The organism is Pseudobythopirellula maris, assembly GCF_007859945.1.
Lineage (GTDB): Bacteria > Planctomycetota > Planctomycetia > Pirellulales > Lacipirellulaceae > Pseudobythopirellula > Pseudobythopirellula maris.
The window spans coordinates 118,861-136,487 of the sequence record NZ_SJPQ01000002.1 but is presented as its reverse complement, the minus strand read 5'-3'; the positions used below and the strand labels follow the sequence as shown (position 1 = coordinate 136,487).

Below are 17,627 nucleotides of genomic sequence, written 5' to 3'. Positions count from 1 at the left end.
ATCGACGCTGCGCGCTCGGCACGAATGGCCCGCCTGTCCTTGGCGCCGCTGGCCGCCTAACGGTCCGCCACCCCCCACCCCCCACAGTCAGAACCCGAAGAGCAACCGCAGTGCCGAACAGGATTGGGCTTGTCCCGCAGTGCGGTGCGGAGGGTGGATTCAAGCACATGATAACCATTCTCTGCGGCAATTCACATCGTAACAATCCCCGACCCAACAAAGTAGTCGAACGGCAACTACGAGACCCTCGGCGGCTGCGGATCGACGGTCCGCCGGTTATCGGCGTACCGCCGGGCGGCGGGTGGCGCCTGGGGTCGCAGCGAAGCGGAGCCCCCAGAGAATCACCACCGCGGCGTCTCCTTGCTGAAGCTGGGGGCTGCGCCTGTCGGCTCCGACCCCAGCCACCCAATTCGTCGTTCCCGTCGTGTCGTCGTGGTCCACTTTCTTACGTGCGACTCAAACGCGCGGGCAGCCCCGACAGCCACGAGCGAATCATTCAGCCCGCCGTCCCACACGCACGAGTGATGGTCGGGGTGCGCAGCACAAGAGGTCGTGGCGGGGGCGTGGCCGAACCGCCTCGTGGGCTTCGACGGAGATCAGCAGCGGCCGTCACGCGGCGCGGTACAAATGCTCGCGGGTTGGCGGCATGCCCGAGAGGCCTTTGCCCTGGTGCTTGGTGGCGACGACCTGGAACAGCTTGATCGAGCCCGCCTCGAAACCCGCCGCGGCGCCCGCCAGGTAGGCGACCCACAGCCGGTAGCGCTCGGGGCCCACCAGCTCGATCGCCCGCTCCTTGTTGGCCGACAGGCGTTGGCACCAGTGGCGGGTGGTCAACGCGTAGTGCTCGCGCCACGACTCCACGTCCTGGATCTCGAAGCCGCTCTGCTCCATGAAGTCGGTCGTCATGCCGACGGGCGTCAGCTCCGAGCCGGGGAAGATGTACTTCAGCAGCAGCTTGCGCTCGGGGCGGATGCGGCGCATCGAGCGGCGTGAGCGCTTCGAACGCCGCGCGATCGCGTGGTTCAGCACCATGCCGCGGTCGCGCAGCAGCGAGTTGATCTTGTCGAAGTAGCGCGGGTAGTTGGCCACGCCGATGTGCTCCGACATGCCGACGCTGCAGACCTTGTCGTACGAGCCGGTGTGGTCGGCGTAGTCGCAGATCTCGACGCTCACCCGGTCCGTGAGGCCGAGCCGTGCGATCTTCGCTTGCGTGTAGTCGTGCTGCTCTTGGGAGAGCGTGATGCCGTGCGCCGTGGCGCCGTAGTGCCGGGCGGCGTGGCAGAGCAGGGCCCCCCAGCCGCAGCCGATGTCGAGCAGCCGGTCGCCCGGCTCGATGCGCAGCTTGCGGCAGATCATGTCGAGCTTGTCGCGTTGCGCTTGGTCGAGCGAGTTGCCCGGTTCCTTGAAGTACGCGCAGGTGTAAACCATCTCTTCGCCGAGGAACAGCTCGTAGAACTCGTTGCTCACGTCGTAGTGGAACCGCACGTAGTCGGTGTTGTTGCGGCGGCTCTCGACGCGCCCGACCATGTCGTCGCGGAAGTCGCGGCTCGCCTCCGACTGCTTCGGGCGGGCGAACAGGAAAGGCACGGCGCCGAGCAGCAGCGACTTCCAGTCGAGCCCCTTCAGCCGCTTGCTGTTCGAGCGGCCGGCGCGGAAGGCCTCGGTGAAGTCGACGAGGTCGCCCCCCTCGAAAGAGACGTGGCCCGTAGCGTAGAGCCGGGCGAGGGTCTCGAGGCTCGGCCGGCGGACCAGGGCGCCGATCACGCCGGGGCCGGAGAGCTCGATCGTGTGCTTGCTGTCGGCGCCGGCGCCCAACGGCGTGAGGGAGCCGTCCCACAGCCGGACCGAGACGTTCATGTCCAAGGGCGCGGCGAGCGTGGCGAGTCCACGCTTGGCGGAGCGCAGCTGCGCGTCGGCGGAAAACGGGTGTCCCATCCGGTAGGTCTCCTCAACAGGGGCAGACGGCGATCGACACGGCGGGGGCGTCTTGCACGCAGCGCGTGGTCGGGATCGCTTCCGGATCGGACGAAACCGCCCAGCGGGGGCGGCCTGCGGACGAGCATAGCAGCTTGTCCCCGCGGGGCTCACAGCAGTCTTTTGCACGAAGCCTTTGTCAGCAGCGATAGCTGCTGGTCGTCTGCACTGCGTCAGGGCGACACTGCGTCACCGCGACTCAGCGTCTTGAGCGACTCAGCGCGAGACTCTCCGTGAACCCACTCAAACGCGCGGCCAAAGATTTCACTGCGCGACTTACGTCAAATCGGCGGCGCCAGATTCTTGTCGTAACTCGTGACCACGGCAGGGCCTACAACAAAATCGTGGGTGGCCAATAATCGCTGCTGCGCGCTTGGCCCAAAAGCGATTGTCGAAATTAGGTGAAACGGCTGCTACAAAGATAATTGGGCGCCGCAGGGGTGTATCGACTACCCGAGGAGTGCGTTCTTCCGAACGTTCCCCTGACTCTAAGCCGCCCGGCTGCGTTTTTCGGGCGCGTTTCTTGGCGCCACGCGCGAAGAACTTTCTGGGCGGCTCATCGACGAGCGCTTTTGAAATACTTTTGGCCGCGCGGGCGTGTTGGCGAATCGCCTCACGCCAAGGCGCGAAGAGGCAAAGAATCAAAAGCGAGGCTGCTTGGCTCAGCTGTGCAGGATCTCTTCCAGCGCCCGGTCGAGCCGCGAGTGTTCGAACTGGAAGCCGTGCTCGGCCAGTCGGCCCGGTCGTACGCGGGCGCCGGACAGGAGCATCTCGTCGGCCATCTCGCCCATCGCCATCCGCAAGGCGAACTTCGGCGCCGGCAGCACGGTCGGCCGGCCGAGCACTGCGCCGAGCGTCTTGGTGAAATCGCGATTGGTCACCGGGTTCGGCGCCGCCAGGTTCACGGCCCCGTGCACCAAGTCGTGGTCGAGCACGAAGCGTATGGCTCGGACCACGTCGACGAGGGTGATCCAGCTCATGTACTGCTCGCCGTCGCCGAGCACACCGCCGGCGCCGCTGCGGAAGATCGGCAGCATCAGCTTCAGCGCGCCGCCCTGCTTGGAGAGCACGATCCCGAGCCGCACCTGCACGACCCGCACCCCCGCCTCCCACGCCGGGCGGGTCGCCTCTTCCCACTCCTGGCAGGTCTCGGCCAGGAAGCCTTCGCCGGCGGGCGATTCCTCGTCGACCCACATCGCGCCGGTGTCGCCGTAGAAGCCGACGGCCGACGCGCAGCAAAGGACCCGCGGCTTCTTGGGCGCCCGGGCGATGCCCTCGCAGAGCAGCCGGGTCCCTTCGACGCGGCTGGCGCGGATCGCCCGCTTCACCTTGTCAGACCAGCGTGCGTCGGTCAGGTTCTTGCCCGCCAGGTGGACCACGCCGTCGACCTCGGCGAGGGCGTCGGCGTCGATGCGTCCTCTGGCAAGGTCCCAGCAGATCTCTCGCGTGGCGTCGCGGGCGTCGCGGCGAACGAGTCTTCGCACGGGGATGTTGTCTTGCTCGAACGACGACGCGAGCGCCGAGCCCACCAGGCCGGTCGCGCCGCTGATCGCCACGGCTCGGGCGTCGTGCATCGGGGGGCCTCCGGCGTATGGTTCAATGAAAACACAGGTCGCGTGCGCACGATTCTAATCGCGTCGCCGCGCCGAGCGAATCAGGGGCGCCGCTGCTTGTACCGCTGGCTCGCCCGTTCGAGTGTCTTGCGCTCTTTGGACGTCAGGCTGTCCTGGCCGTGGCGCTGGATCTTCTCGAGGATCTCGTCGACCTTCAGGTCGTCCGCGTTGGCCTGGGGCTCGGGCTCTTCGCGGTGGACGCGCAGCTTGGGGCGGCGCTTGAACGAGGGGATCTTGAGGCCGTCGCCCACGAGGTCGGTCAGCCGCCAGCCGAACTTGAAGTAGAGGAACCCAAACAGCGCGCCCCCCAGGTGGGCCGTGTAGGCCACGTTGCCGGAGCGATTCACCGCGCCCATCACGTCCATGCCGATGAACAGCACCGCCAGCAGCCAGGCGGGCACCGGCAGCACGCCCCAGATGAGGACTTGCTGCCGCGGGAAGTTCAGGGCGAACAGCAAAAGCAACGCCGATATGCCGCCCGAGGCGCCCACGAGCAACGCGTTCGGACTTCCTTCGGCGATGTTGGCGATGCTCCAGACAGCCCCGGAAAACACCACCGCCGAGAGAAAAATCCAGAGGTATTCGCGTGAGCCGTAACGCATCTCGATCGCGCGGCCGAAGAAGAAGATCGCGATCGCGTTGAACAGGATGTGCTTCAGGTCGCGCTCGGAGTGCAAGAACCCGTAGGTGAGCAGCTCGAACACCCGCCACGGCTCACGGTACCATCCGCCGTGGAGTCCGAAGAGCTCAGAGAACCAAGGGGTGAAGAGCAACTGGGCGGCGTAGACGACGCCGATCGCCACGAGCAACTTGGCGTTGGTCGACCAGGAGCCGAAGCCGCCCTTGTCGAAGCTTCCTCCGCCAAAGCCGCCCCCCGAGGCGCGTTCGTAGTCGCGTTCGTAGATGCCCATGTGTCGTGTCGTGAGGGTCGCGTGGCTGCGGAGGGTTCGCCGGCTTCGAGGGGCCGGCGTGCAGGCCGACTCTATATCTTACGTCACGACGCCGGAAGAGCACCCCGGGGGGCCGCAGCGGGCGCGTCGGAGCGGTGAGAGCCGCGGGGCGCAAGGCCCGTGGGGCGAAGCGGGTACACGGGGCGCTCCGGGGGCCTCGCACCCCGCGGCCCGCCTTGAAAAATGACCGAATGGGCGACGGGACAATCCCAGGCAGGCTTAGAGGGCGTCGACGTCGAGCGCGCCACGCGGGGCGGCCACGGCCTGGCCGAACGCCTCTTGGCGTTCCGCGATTCGGGAGACCAGCTCGGCGTTCGATCGCAGCGTGGCCGACAGGAGCCGTTCGGCTTTCTCGATCTGCGAGCGGAGGGTCGCCACGTGGCGTTCGATGCGGGCGCGGTCGCGTTTGGCGCCCTCGAGGTCTTTCTGCAGGCGGTCGATCTCGTCCTGGCGGAAGCTGGTCAGCTCCTTGGCGCTCTTCAGGGCGTTTTGGAGCTTGAGGATGTCTTGCTCTTGCGCCTGGATGCTCGCCTGCAGTTCGACGTACTCCTTGGCGTACTCTTGGAACAGGTAGGCGTAGTCGCGTTGCTGGCGGCGATAGCGGAACCGCACGGCGTCGCTCAGGTTGTCGACGCCGACCACTTTGCCGTCCTCGTCGAGCCCCTCGCGGCGCCACTCGTCGTCGTCGACGCTCGCCTCTTCGCCGTCACGCAGGTACTCCTCGACCGACTCCTCGGGGATCAGCTGGCGGAGCTCTTCGTCGCTCAACTCGGCGAACAGGCCGGCGCTGTCGATCGGCATGGTCTCGTAGACGACCCACGGGCCGTTGCTGTTCGCAAAGCGATTGAAAGATCGCTCGTCCATCAGCAGGACCGGTTCGAGCGTCGCCTCGCGGCCGGCCGCTTCGGTCACGCGGAACTCGCCCAGGTACTGAGCCCCCTCTTCCGGGTTGACGGTGTTGGGCTCGCCCTGCTCGAAGACGTAGAGCACGGCGTCGGCGTCGATGCCGACCGGGGCGGGCTCGGCTTGGTCGGCCGGCTGTTCTTCGAAGGCGTTTTCGTCCGTCGTCGCGGCCGAGACGACCGGGAAGCCGATTCGGATCTGGCCGGTTTCGGGATCGACTTCCGAGGTCGGCTGAACGCCGCGCCAGACCCGGCCTCGGGTGCGGTTGCGCATCTTGAGCTGGTGATCGAGCTCGCGAACGCCGCCGATCTCTTGGGCGTCGTCCGGGATGTTGAGGCCCTTGTTGCGCAGGCGGTTAACGAGCGTACGGTCTTCCGTTCCGAGGGCCGTCGCGGTGTTTTCTGCCGTTTGCTGTTCGAGTTTCTCGGTGGCCGTGGCGAGCGCTTTCTGCGGCTTGATGCGGGCGTCGAACGTCAGCGACAGCAGGATGGCGTAGCCGACCGCGAAGAAGAACAGCGCGGCAACGGCGAGCACGTGGGCCCAGTGCCAATGCTTAACGCTGAAGAACCAGGCGACGAGCACCGTCAGCACGAGCACGCCGATGAGGATTTGTGCGATCAAGACTGGCGTTCCGGGCGGGTTCGGCTGCGGTGGGCTCCGTCGCTTGCCTGGCAGGAGGGCGAGACGCCTCGGGCAAACGGGGAGGAATAGGTAAATTCCGAGACCTTGATCATAAGTACGCCGCCGGCTTGGGTCAACAAATCGCCGCTGCGGGAAAACGACGCAAAGCCTTTTCGCAGCCGGGCTTAGATCGCCGTAGGCCGCGTTGCCGCTGCAATCGGCGCGACCCGCCCCGCTCGTGGCTGATCGCCGCCCTTATGAGGAAGGGTGGCGGGGGCGCACCGCGATAGCGGAAGCCCCCGTGGAGTGAGAACCCGGTCCGGCTGGCTCGGGGGCTTCCCTGGCGGGAGCGCCCCCGCCACCCCCTTCATCCGTTGCCCCTGTCCTCAGGCCCCTGTCCTTAGGCCCCTGTCTCAGGCGCCAGGTAGCTGAGGCGAGCCGAGCGCCTCGACCAGGCGGTCGATCGACTCTTCGCTGTGCGAGGCGCACAGGCTCAGCCGCAACATGGCCTCGCCTTCGGGCACGGTGGGGGGGCGGATCGCCGGGACGAAGAACCCCGCCTCACGCAGCGCAGCGCTCAACCGCATCGCCGCGTCGACGTCACCGACGATGATCGGTATAACTTGGCTGGCGATCTCGGTCTCGGGCCCGGGCTTAGGGGGTCCGAGATCCCAGCCGCGCTCGCGCAGCCGTCGCGACAGCCGGGCGGCGCGGCGGAGCAGGTCGATTCGGCGTTGCGGCTCTTCGCGGACGATGTCGAGCGCGGCGATCGCCGCGGCCGCCACGGGCGCCGGCGTGGCGGTCGAGAAGACGTAGCTCCGCGCCCGATTCGCCAGCCAATCGATGAGCGATTGGCTGCCCACGACAAAGCCTCCCGCCGAGCCGAGCGCCTTGCTCAGCGTGCCAATGCGGACGATGGCGGTCTCTTCGATCGCCGTGTCCGAGGCGGCGGCGTGCTCCACGACGCCCCGGCCATTGGCGCCCCACACGCCGGTGGCGTGGGCCTCGTCGACCAGCAGCATGGCGTCGTGGCGGCGGGCGAGCTCGGCAAGTTCCGAGAGCGGGGCAAGGTCGCCGTCCATGCTGAAAAGCGTATCAGTGACGATCAGCCGGCGGCGGAAGCGTTGCCGCTGAGCGAGCATCGCGTCGAGCGCTGCCGGGTCGTTGTGAGGGTAAACAAACCGCTCGGCGCTCGAGAGCCGGCAGCCGTCGATCAGGCTGGCGTGGTTCTTGGCGTCGGAGTAGACGGCGTCGCCGCGGCCGACCAAGGCGGCCACCGTTCCGGCGTTCGCGGCGAATCCGCTGGGGAACAGGAGCGCGGCCTCGGCGCCCTCGTGCTGGGCGAGTCGGCGTTCGAGCTCGGCGTGTACCGCCGAGCGGCCCGAGACGAGCGCGCTGGCGCCCGCCCCCCAGCCAAACTCGGCGGCCGCCCGGGCGGCCGCCTCGGCGAGCCGCGGGTCGCCCGCCAAGCCGAGATAATCGTTCGAGCCGAAATTCACTAACGCGCGGCCGTCGACCACGGTGGTCTCGCCCTGCGGGGCGGAGCGGATCGACGGGCGACGGCGCAGCCCGGCCTCCTCCCAGCGGAGGAGTTCATCGTCGATCCAGGCAAGCGAGGGGTGGGGGGGCATGAGTGTGGCAAGAAAGCGGGGGCGACGGCCGAACAGCTAGTTGGGCGGTAGTTTCTAAGTGGCGTTTGGGCCTTGTCGAGCAATTGGGTTGTAGGCTTTCAGAGGCCGGTGCGCCGATCGTCGAGCTAGGAGGGCGTGCGGCTATCCGATAAGCTAAGTTCCCTTGCGGTAAGCGGTTAGCACGGCCGAGCCGCATTTTTTCAAGACTCCATCGAACGGCCCGCCGCTGGCAGGGAACTCCCGCCCGCCCCGCGGCGTCTCACCCTCACGCACCTGGCAGACCCCCACCCTGAGCACTTGGTCGCAACCCCACGCACCGCCGATGGCCAACCCGATGACGGCCCGCTGATCGACGCCACTTTGGCAGGCGACTCGGAAGCGTACGGCAACCTTGTGAGGCGGCACCAGGAGCGATTGTTCCAATCCCTGCTGCGAATCACCGGCTCGGCCGAAGAGGCCGAGGACGTGGCCCAAGAGGCGTTCGTGCAAGCCTTCGTCAAACTCGAAACGTTCCAACGCACGGCGAGGTTTTACACCTGGCTCTACCGCATCGCGTTCAACCTGGCGGTGAGCAAGAGCCGCAAGCGGCGGCCGCGGGTGTCGCTCAGCGTTGTGCAAGAGGCGAGCGGCCTGGAGCCGATCGACGAGGGCTGCGCGCCCGACGCGCCACTCGCCCAAGGCGAGCGCGCCGAGCTGCTGCGTGAGGCGATCGCCGAGATGGCCGACGATCATCGCGAGGTGCTCCTGCTGCGTGAGTTCGAGGGCTGCGATTACCAACAGATCGCCGAGGCGCTCAGCGTGCCGGTCGGCACCGTGCGGAGCCGGTTGTTCCGCGCCCGGATGCACCTGCGAGAGAAGCTGGCGCCCTTGCTGCAAGAAGACATGGAAAGCGACTGATCGGGATCACGCGGAAGATGACGTCATGCTGAACCCCGGCTTCCGGCCGACCTCGACCCGACGAACACGATTCACACTCCTGAGCGTCACGCACAGACTCGACACATGAATCACCACACCACCAACCCGACCAACGGCGGCGGCATGCCGGTCGACGCCGAGCTGCTCAGCGCGTTTGTTGACGGCGAGCTGTCGCCCGACGACGCCGCCCGCGTGGACGAGGCCCTGCGCACCAGCGCCGAGGCGCGGTCGTTGGTCGACGATTTCCGCCGTCTGCGGTCCGTGATGGACGCGCCTGCCGGCGTGTCGTTGAACCGCGACCTGGCGCCCGCTGTTCTCCAACAGGCTCACGCCGAGCGGGAAGAGGCGGAGTGGTCGGGCGGCATCGGGGCGTCGTTCGGCGGCTCCTCGCGCGGCTGGGTTTGGGGCGGCGTGGCCGCGGCCGCGGCTTTGTTCATCTCCTTCTTCGGCGCCCCCCAGGGGAAGCAGGCGCCCCAGGCCGGCGCCCCCTCCGCCGGCGCCGTGGCGAGCCACAACGCCGCCCGCTCGGCGCGCGCCGTGCCCGTTTCGCTCGCCAACGACCCCCGGCTGGTGCGGGTCATGCAAGCCAACCCGGGCATGCGGCTGGTGAGCGTGCGCGCCACGCCCGAAGGCCGCCGCTCGATCGAACGACTCCTCGCCTCGCAAGGCATCGCGCTCGCCCGCGGCCGCCAAGCGGCCGTCGCGCCGCAGCTGGTCAACGCCGATCGGGCCGGCCTGATCGTTGAGACTTCTTCGGCGCCGAGCCTCGCCGAGACCGAAGACGACGAGTTCGTGCTCGTCGACGCCGACAACCGTCAGGTGCAGACCTTGCTCGACAAGATGCACAGCGAGCAGGGCGAGCTCTTCCAGGTCGAGGAGGACCGGGTCTGGAGCCGCCCCGAGGAGATCTCCGCCACGGCCGACGCTTCGAGCCTAGAGACCATCCAGGCGCCCGGCGCCGTCTCGCCAAACACGGAGCCCTTCTTTAGCAAGCAGGCAGCCGACACGGAGATGGCGGCCTCCGAGTCGCGCGTGGCGAGCAGCCTCCCGCCCGCTTCCCAAGCCGCGCCGGCCGCGCCGTCGCAGGCTTACCGCATCCAATTGCGGGTGCGTTTTAAGCCGGGCGCCGCGTCCACGCCCGCGACTCCGCAAGCCGGCGCCTCGTCGACAGTCGCCGTCTCCAGCCGCGCGGCGCCCACACCGCGTTCGCGGGTGCTGATCGTCTTCCGCAACGCCGGCGAGCAGCCCTGAGTCGCGTGGCTTGCTTGACCCCGGCGGGGGAGGGGGCGCATGATCTTCTCGCGACGCGCCTCCGCGTCGCACTAGGATTCCCCCCACGCTCCCTCAGGAGAACGCACGCATGGCTGACGTAAAGATCAACATGGCCGCCAACGGCCCGCTCCTGGTGAAGGGCCCGTTCGAGCTGATCGACTCGGAGGGCAACTCGTTTACCGTCGACGCCAGCAAGCCGGCGATCACCTTGTGCCGCTGCGGCCAATCGGCGCGTCAGCCTTTCTGCGACGGCTCGCACAAGTCGTGCGAATTCGTCTGCGACCCGAAGGCTTCTTAGCGACCCGATCGCTACTGAACATCCGCGCGACAGGTTCTCCACCGGCCGCGGCCGCCCCGCGGCGGTCCGCCGCCCGGCGGTGCGGTTGTGCTTTCTCCCGGCGTCGCCAGGGTTTGCGATGGTTGTGACGGCGGGCGGCGTGGCGAACCCGGCGATTCGGGCCACAAACCCGTGGCCAGGCGTCGGAGGGCGGTGATAAGATTCGCGACCCCGAATCGGATTCACCCTCCCCCGCCAAGGACGCACCGCCGCGATGCACGACGACCGCTCCCAAGAGACCCAGGCCCAAGACGAACTCTCCACTGTTGAGCAGGAGTTGGCCAACGACCAACAGGCCGCTGACCAGCACGCCGCGGAGGGGGCCTCCGCCGACCTGCCGAGTGATGACCAGCAGGGCGGCGAACTGTCGCAGGAGGGGCAATCCCAAGAGGATCAGCTCGCGCAAGAGGCGGAGCCTCAAACCGACCAATCCGAGTCGGACCAGTCGCCGCCCACCGCGACGATCGACCCGCTCGCCACGGCCGACGCCGCCGGCGACGGGGAGCTCGAAGAGCGCCACGTCGAGGCCTCGGGCCCGTTCGTGGGGCGCTGGAACACGCTGGTCAGCACCACCAACTGGGAGAAGGGCCGCATCATCGCCGATTGGCGGAGCGAGCTGCAGCAGGCGGGCGCCTCGCCGGCCGAGAGCTCCGACGAGGCTTGGGCCCGGCTGGTGGGCGACGTCACGAGCCAGCACGTCGGCCGGCTGCGGCGTGTCCACGAGCGGTTCGGCCAATCGTGGGGCGACTACGAGGGGCTCTATTGGAGCCACTTTCTCGCGGCTCTCGATTGGCAAGACGCCGAGATGTGGCTCGAGGGGGCGCTGCAGAACCGCTGGAGCGTGAGCAAGATGCGGGTCGCCCGTTGGGAGGCGGTGGGCGCCCCCGGCGAGGAGCAACCGAGCGACTCGAACGTCGTCCAAGGCGAGATCGACGGCGAGGCGTTCGCCGCGGCCAACGGCGACTTCAGCGAAGCGAACGCCGCCGGTGGAGCCGACGGCGAAGAGGCTGGCGAGCGTGAGCCGCGTGATCGCGAAGAGACGGCCGACTCGGCCGGCCGCGAGACGCAGGGCGACGAGTCGACCGCAGCGACGGCGCCCGCGGAGGAAAGGCCCGCCCCGGTCCGCCCGTTCGAGAAGCTCGGCGAGTTGCCGGACGACGTGGCCGAGGCGTTCGAGAGCTTCAAGCTGGCGATCGTGGCCCACAAACTCACCGACTGGTCCGAGATCAGCCGCAGCGATTTGCTCGGCGCGCTCGACGCGTTGAAGACGCTGGCGATGGCGCCCTCCGAGGCTTAAGCCGCCGGTCCGCCGGTCGCCTTTCCTCGTGTGGGCCCGATCCGCACGGTTGTGCCATCGCCTGCGGGTAGAGCACAATCGGTGGCGTTGCTCGGCGCTGCTTGCGCAGGGCCCTGACGCTGCGGCTCCTACGCAGCAGCGTTCCCTCTCCATACGCAGAAAGATATCGCGATGATTACGGTTGGTATGAACTACCACACCTTGCCGGGCAAGCAGCAAGAGTTTGAGGAGAAGTTTGCGGCGGTGATCGGCGCTCTCGAGGCGGCCGACGGGCACACCAGCAGCACGCTCTGGAAGGACACGGCCGACGACGCCTCGTACCTGATCACGAGCGAGTGGAGCGACGAGCAGGCGTTCCGCGACTTCATCAGCAGCGACGCGTTTCGCGCGGTCACGAGCTGGGGCAAGGAGCAAATCCTCTCCGGCCGGCCTCAGCACAAGGTCTACAAGCACTGAGTCCGCCAAAACCCTAGAGCGGTTTGCTCATAGGTGTAGACGCTCGGCTCGCGATCGGCGTCATGGCTTCGTCAGCCTGCATCGACAATGCACCGCATTGCCTGCTTCGGCTTCCTCGCCACGCCGCCAATCGCTTCCCCGCTCGTCCACACCAATTCGAATACCGCTCTAAAGGGATGGGGCTCACGGCTCGCCTACAGTGCGCGGAGATACGCGATCGCGTCGCCCAAGTCGCCCGCCGGGTTTTGTCCCTCGCGGCGGTCGACCGTGACCCAGCCGTCGTAGCCGCGCTCCTCGAGCGCGCCCAGGAGTTCGGGCGCCTGCACGCTGCCACGGCCGAGCTCGACCTCGACCACGCGTCGCTCGGCGAAGTCGTGCACCGCGTCGCCCGCCTGCACGTACGTGATGTGTGGGGCCAACTCCTCCAGCGCTTCCTGCGGGTCGTACCCACCCAGCAGCAGCTCGCCCGGGTGGAAGGCGACGCCCACGCCCTGCTCGGGCAACTCTTCCAGAAGCGAACGCAACGCCGCTCCGCTCTCGGCGCCGGTCTGGGCGGCCAGCCGGGCGCCAACGCGTTCGCCGTGGGCCGCCAGCAGCTCGAGCGAGCCGACGAGCCGCTCGCGGCGCTCGCCGTCTTCGTCGATCCGCCCCACGCGGCCAACCACCGTGCGGGCGCCGAGCTTGTAGGCCAGCGTCATCGCCTGCTGGGTCGCCAGAACGCGGCGGTCGAGCTCGCTCGGGTCGTCGTAGCCGCGTCGGGTGGGGAACGCCACGGCCGCCAGCTCTAGCCCGAGGTCGCTCAGCGTTTTGCGGAACTGCCTCACCGCGGTTTGCGAGAAGTCGGCGACGCGCAGCTCGTTGCGGGCGTCGATTTCGACGCCGTCGGCCCCTAATTCGGCGGCTTTTAGCAGCGCCTGGCGGAGCGGCAGACGCAGCGAGCGGGTTGGCAGGCCGATCCTGAGGTTTGGCACGGTTGTGCGCTCGGATTCATGGGTGGTATCGCCGTGGCGGACGCGCTTGGCGGACAGGGCCACGGTACAGTTTCGCAGCCTCTGCGCAGAGCCCCTCCTGATAGATCCCCGCCAGTCCCCTCGATCTCTATGACCCGCTTGCCGATCGCTTTCCTCCTGCTGCTGCTCGCGCCGCTGTTCGCAGCGGACCCGCACGCCGCGCGCGCCGAGTCCCTCGGCAGCGAGTTTGTTGAGGTGTTCCAGTGCCAGTTCGACGAAGCGAGCGACGTGAACTACGACGCGTGGCCCGACCGCTGGACACGAACGTACGACGAGCAAAGGCCGCATTACTCGAGGGTTGCGATCGAGGATGACTTGGCGGCGCCACCGACCGACGCGCCAGTCGATGCGCCAGTTGAGACGCCAGTTGAGACGCCGGCCGAAACGCCGGCCGAGACGCCGGCCGAGACGCCGGCCGAGACGCCGGGCGGGGCGGCCGGCGTGCCCAAGCGGCTTGTGATCCGTCCCGACGGCGCCTCGGTGCGCGTCTCGACGCCGCCGATCTACGTGCTGCCCAAGTTCAGCTACCGGATCTTTTTTGGTCTGAAGATCGAAGGGCTCGAGCACAGCAGCGTGCGTGTGCGCTGCGAATTCAGAGACAGCAACGACGAGGTCCTCCAGGTGGAGGAGAGCACCGTCTTCACCGAGAACACGAATGGTTACGCCCAGGTCGAGCTGGGCGAGTTCCAGCCGACGCACCGCAGCGTCAACCGCATGGTGATGCACTTCGACGTGGAGCGCGGCGAGCAGCAGGGAGACCTCGACGCGGCGGTGTCGATCCGCAACCTGTGGCTTGCGCGATTGCCGAGCATCAGCATCCGCACCGGCAGCCGGTACAACGTTTACACCGATCCCAGCAACGTGGTGGTCACCTGCACGCTGTCGGGCATCCTGGAGAAGAACCCACAGATCCGTTTCCAGCTGCTCGACGCCACGAACAAGGAGATCGGCGAGGAGGGCGTGGTGCGGCTCGAGGGGCAAGTCATCTCCGAGGAGACCCACGAGGCGATGACCATCGTCGACGGCATGGGCAACAACCAGCGCGGCTACGAGGGCACGATCGAGTGGCGGCCGCCGATCCACGACTACGGGTTTTACCGTCTGCGCGTGCAGATGGTCAGCAGCGAGACCAACCGGACCCTCAGCGAGCCGTCGGTCACACTCGCCGTGGTGCGCGAAGACTTGCAGAGGTCGCTGGGAGGCGAGTTTGGCTGGTCGCTACCCATGGCGGACGTGCCGCTCTCGTTCGACCAGTTGCAAGAGCTGCTGCCTCGCATGGGCGTGGGCTTCGTCAAGTTGCCCGTCTGGTTCGGTGTGGACAACGACGCCCGGGGCGAAGAGATCCTGCGATTCGCCGAGCTGCTGGGGGCCAACGAGATCGCCACGGTCGGCGTTCTTACCGACCCCACGGCGCCCTCCATCGACCCGAACTCCTACGAAGACGCCAACCCGATCAAGGACCTCCTGACGCCAGAAGACCCGGACGTCTGGATGCCGCTGTTCGAGCACGTGATGACGAAGTTGTCGTTGCGGATCCGCTGGTGGCAAATCGGCGGCGACCACGACACGAACTTTTACGGGTTCCGCGACCTGAACGAGCGGATCGGCGTCATCCGCCAGAACCTGTTCCGCTTCGGCCAAGACGTGCGGCTCGGTTTCGCTTGGCGTTGGGAGCACGCCCAGGAGCCCGGCAAGGACATGACCTGGGACTTCGAGCAGATGGCCTCGAACGAAGCGCTCACCGCCGAAGAGCTCCGCACGCGGATGGACGCCGCCCCCAAGACGGACGTCCCTCGCTGGGTGCTCATCGAGCCCGCGCCCGAGGACCCCGCGATCACCGACGATTACGAGAAGCACCTGCTGCGGGTGCGGGAGTTTGTCGAGCAGATCATCGCCGCCAAGATCCGCGGCGCCGAGGGCATCTTTATCCCCAACCCGTTCATGGGTCACCCCGACCCCCGCGAGAACCGCGTGGGCGTGATGAACGAGGACGGCACGCCCGGCGAGCTGCTCCTGCCCTGGCGGACCTGCGCCCGGCTCTTGGGTGGGGCCGAGTACGTCGGCCAGATCGCGCTCCCCTCGCAGAGCAACAACTGGCTGTTCAAGCGATCCGACGGCACGATGCTGATGTGTATTTGGAACGCCGAGGAATCGAGCGAGTCCCTTTACCTGGGCGAGGACGTGCGGGTGATCGACGTGTGGGGTCGTGAGATGCTGCCCGAGGAGGAGAGGGGGAGGCAGATCATCGGGGTCAACCGCATGCCCCGCTTCGTGATCGGCCTGAACGAGGGGGTCGCGAGGATGCGCATGGCGACCCGCTTCGAGAAACTGATGCTGCCGAGCATCTCGGGCATCGAAATCGAGAACACGCTCACCACCAAGAACACGTTCGGCCAGGGGGTCGGCGGGACGGTGCGGGTGTTCGTCCCGGACATGCTCCACGCCGTCCCGGGCAAGCCGGTCGAAGACGCCAGCAAGGAGTGGCGGCTGTCGATCGATCGCGCGGAGATCAAGTCGGCCAACGGGGGAGAGTTCCGGCTCCCCTTCACAACAACCCTCGTCGACGCGGCTTATGGCGAGCAGCCGGTACGTGTCGACTACGAGATCAACGCCGATCGCCACTACAAATTCAGCGCTTGGCGACGCCTGCACGTGGGCCTCGGCCAGATCAAGATCCACATCGGCACCGAGCTGCAGAGAGACGGCCGCCTGGTGGTGCACCAGTGGATGCGGAGCCTCGACGAGACCCCGGCCGACTTCCGCTGCCAGCTCTACGCACCGCCGCGGCGACGCAAGCGCAACCAGGTGTACCAACTCGGACCCGAGGGCGACGAGAAGACCTACACCTACTCCAACGGCCAGGAGATGATCGACAACCAGACCGAGATGAAGCTCATGATCGAAGAGATCAACGGCCCCCGTGTGCTGATCCACCGGTTTATCGCTACGCGGGATCTTGTCGAGCCGGACTTCAACTTGGGAGAGCTCTTGGGAGAGCAAGAGGCAGACGACGACGAAGCGAACGCCTCGTTGGTCCAGGGGCGTTGAAGCCCGCGACGCCTATCAATCCTGGCGCCGTAAAAAAACAAAGCCGCCGCGGGGCAGGGCCCCGCGGCGGCTTTCGATGGAGTCGGTCTCTCGAGCCGTGATCAGTCGCGCGGACGAACCACGCCCGTCAGGCCGCTGTAATCGAAGCGGTCTTCGTCGTGCCACAACGGGTAACCGCTGCGCACGCGCTCGGCGAGGATCTCGAGCTTCTCGGGCGATCCGGCCGGGGCCTCGGTCGCCACGAAGTCGGGGTCCACGCGCGGCGTGAAATCCTCGTCGTGGCCGTACTTCAAGATCGCTTCAAACACATTTTGCAGGGTGGGGTCGGCCATCATGAGCCTCGCTTTCTTGCTGTAAATTCTCCGGCCGCCTCACGTTGCACTCGTGATCGGGGCGCCGGCGGTGATTGGTATGCGGTCTTCCCTGAGCGATCGATTCATCCATGATCGGGTCGAAGGCCGAAGATCCATGCCGGCGGTGGGCCGGAGCGGGAGGATCGGTGGGGCCTGGGGCGACGTTGGTGGGTTTACTCGTCCTTGGTGCTTCGTCGCGGTGGGGGGCGTCTTGTGGTGGTCCGTCGCCGGTCGCCTTTTTCTGGCAAAGGTGGTCGGTCGGGCTGCTCAGCTTTCGCCGGGCGTCGCGCCTCAGGTCTCTCGCCGAAGGGGCCTGTTCGGCTCGCCGGGGCGAGCCGCTTGTTTTCATTCGGCGGGGGAAAACCGTTTCTCCTTTTCCAGCCTCCTCCTTCAGTCCCGCTGGGCCCTTGACAGGTCCAATGGACTAAGGGGAAGCACGGCATTATTGCTGGGGATTTCGCCGGGTCAAGCTTTTTTTAGCGCTTCGCTCCTCGATGGCTCGCCACGCTTGTCAAGCGAGTGCGACTGGGCAAAATCAGGACGGCGGGATGGAGCCCCATTCACGCCATGGTCGCTTACGCAACCCCCCTTCAAATAATCACTTACAGCATGTCGACTGCCCCGTGCCAGAGCAGTTTTTCACGAGCCCATCCGAAACGGTCATCCCGATGATGTGGAAACAACGTCAGGTGCAGCTGCCCGCAATGGCGCGTGGTTTTCACCTCATCACTCGCCATCTTCTCGACGAGATGCCCGAAATCAGCGGGATCGAGACCGGCCTGCTGCACGTGTTCATCCAGCACACCTCGGCGTCGCTGACGCTCAACGAGAACGCCGATCCCGACGTGCGGACCGATCTCGAATCGTCATTCTCGGCGATCGCCCCCGAGTCTTTTCCGTACACGCACACTTGTGAGGGACCGGATGACATGCCGGCCCACGTGAAGGCCTCGCTGCTGGGCGCCTCGCTGTCGATCCCCATCGGCGGCGGGCGGCTGCTGCTCGGCACGTGGCAGGGGATCACCCTCTGCGAACACCGCGACCACGCCGGCCCCCGGCGCCTTGTGCTCACGCTCAGCGGCGAAACCCGCGTCTGAATCCTGCGAACGCATGGCCGCCCTGGGGCGTCCAACATCCCTGCATCGCTCTGGACCCCTGCATCGCTCTGGGCCCCTCGGCGCTGCTGGCGTAGACTGTTTCGGTTCTTGTTTCCTTCGTTTCGACCTGTTTGTCAGGATGATGCC

At 67.1% G+C, this 17,627-nt stretch carries 14 protein-coding genes; 7 read left to right on the top strand and 7 right to left on the bottom strand.

Going from position 1 to position 17,627, the window contains the following annotated elements; all coding sequences use genetic code 11:
• Window positions 1–609: 609 nt before the first annotated feature.
• From Mal64_RS08305 to bioF, 5 genes are all read right to left on the bottom strand, one after another.
• Complete coding sequence (locus Mal64_RS08305; RefSeq protein ID WP_146399051.1) at window positions 610–1,935, bottom strand: SAM-dependent methyltransferase; 1,326 nt, start codon at window positions 1,933–1,935, stop codon at window positions 610–612.
• A 701-nt stretch (window positions 1,936–2,636) separates the two neighbouring features.
• A complete protein-coding gene (locus Mal64_RS08300; protein WP_146399049.1) occupies window positions 2,637–3,548 on the bottom strand; it encodes a TIGR01777 family oxidoreductase in 912 nt (303 codons plus the stop codon).
• A gap of 80 nt (window positions 3,549–3,628) precedes the next feature.
• A complete protein-coding gene (locus Mal64_RS08295; protein ID WP_146399047.1) occupies window positions 3,629–4,498 on the bottom strand; it encodes a rhomboid family protein in 870 nt (289 codons plus the stop codon).
• A gap of 258 nt (window positions 4,499–4,756) precedes the next feature.
• Window positions 4,757–6,061 carry a hypothetical protein gene (locus Mal64_RS08290; RefSeq protein ID WP_146399045.1) on the bottom strand — a complete coding sequence of 435 codons (1,305 nt, stop codon included), beginning with the start codon at window positions 6,059–6,061 and terminating at the stop codon, window positions 4,757–4,759.
• 413 nt (window positions 6,062–6,474) lie between these two features.
• The gene (gene bioF / locus Mal64_RS08285) at window positions 6,475–7,692 is read right to left on the bottom strand and encodes an 8-amino-7-oxononanoate synthase (protein WP_146399043.1); all 1,218 of its coding nucleotides are present in this window, start codon (window positions 7,690–7,692) and stop codon (window positions 6,475–6,477) included.
• Between the two features lie 297 nt (window positions 7,693–7,989).
• On the opposite strand from bioF, the gene Mal64_RS08280 reads away from it, so the two are divergent.
• From Mal64_RS08280 to Mal64_RS08260, 5 genes are all read left to right on the top strand, one after another.
• A complete protein-coding gene (locus Mal64_RS08280) occupies window positions 7,990–8,589 on the top strand; it encodes an RNA polymerase sigma factor (RefSeq protein WP_231993633.1) in 600 nt (199 codons plus the stop codon).
• A 105-nt stretch (window positions 8,590–8,694) separates the two neighbouring features.
• Window positions 8,695–9,861 (top strand): zf-HC2 domain-containing protein, encoded by a 1,167-nt coding sequence (locus tag Mal64_RS08275; protein WP_146399041.1) that lies wholly within the window; start codon window positions 8,695–8,697, stop codon window positions 9,859–9,861.
• A gap of 109 nt (window positions 9,862–9,970) precedes the next feature.
• Entirely contained in the window at window positions 9,971–10,180 is a 210-nt protein-coding gene (locus Mal64_RS08270) for a CDGSH iron-sulfur domain-containing protein (protein ID WP_146399039.1), read from the top strand.
• 253 nt (window positions 10,181–10,433) lie between these two features.
• A complete protein-coding gene (locus tag Mal64_RS08265) occupies window positions 10,434–11,516 on the top strand; it encodes a hypothetical protein (protein WP_146399037.1) in 1,083 nt (360 codons plus the stop codon).
• A gap of 171 nt (window positions 11,517–11,687) precedes the next feature.
• Entirely contained in the window at window positions 11,688–11,972 is a 285-nt protein-coding gene (locus Mal64_RS08260; RefSeq protein ID WP_146399035.1) for an antibiotic biosynthesis monooxygenase family protein, read from the top strand.
• A gap of 194 nt (window positions 11,973–12,166) precedes the next feature.
• Here the strand turns inward: Mal64_RS08260 and Mal64_RS08255 are convergent, their stop codons facing one another.
• The gene (locus tag Mal64_RS08255; RefSeq protein WP_197525578.1) at window positions 12,167–12,943 is read right to left on the bottom strand and encodes a sugar phosphate isomerase/epimerase family protein; all 777 of its coding nucleotides are present in this window, start codon (window positions 12,941–12,943) and stop codon (window positions 12,167–12,169) included.
• A gap of 129 nt (window positions 12,944–13,072) precedes the next feature.
• Between Mal64_RS08255 and Mal64_RS08245 the strand changes: the two genes are divergently transcribed.
• Window positions 13,073–16,030 (top strand): hypothetical protein, encoded by a 2,958-nt coding sequence (locus Mal64_RS08245; protein WP_197525577.1) that lies wholly within the window; start codon window positions 13,073–13,075, stop codon window positions 16,028–16,030.
• 101 nt (window positions 16,031–16,131) lie between these two features.
• Here Mal64_RS08245 and Mal64_RS08240 read toward each other — a convergent pair whose 3' ends face one another.
• On the bottom strand, window positions 16,132–16,362 hold the full coding sequence (locus Mal64_RS08240; RefSeq protein WP_146399029.1) for a hypothetical protein: 231 nt from the start codon (window positions 16,360–16,362) through the stop codon (window positions 16,132–16,134).
• Between the two features lie 689 nt (window positions 16,363–17,051).
• On the opposite strand from Mal64_RS08240, the gene Mal64_RS08235 reads away from it, so the two are divergent.
• Entirely contained in the window at window positions 17,052–17,480 is a 429-nt protein-coding gene (locus Mal64_RS08235) for a secondary thiamine-phosphate synthase enzyme YjbQ (protein WP_146399027.1), read from the top strand.
• Window positions 17,481–17,627 lie beyond the last annotated feature (147 nt).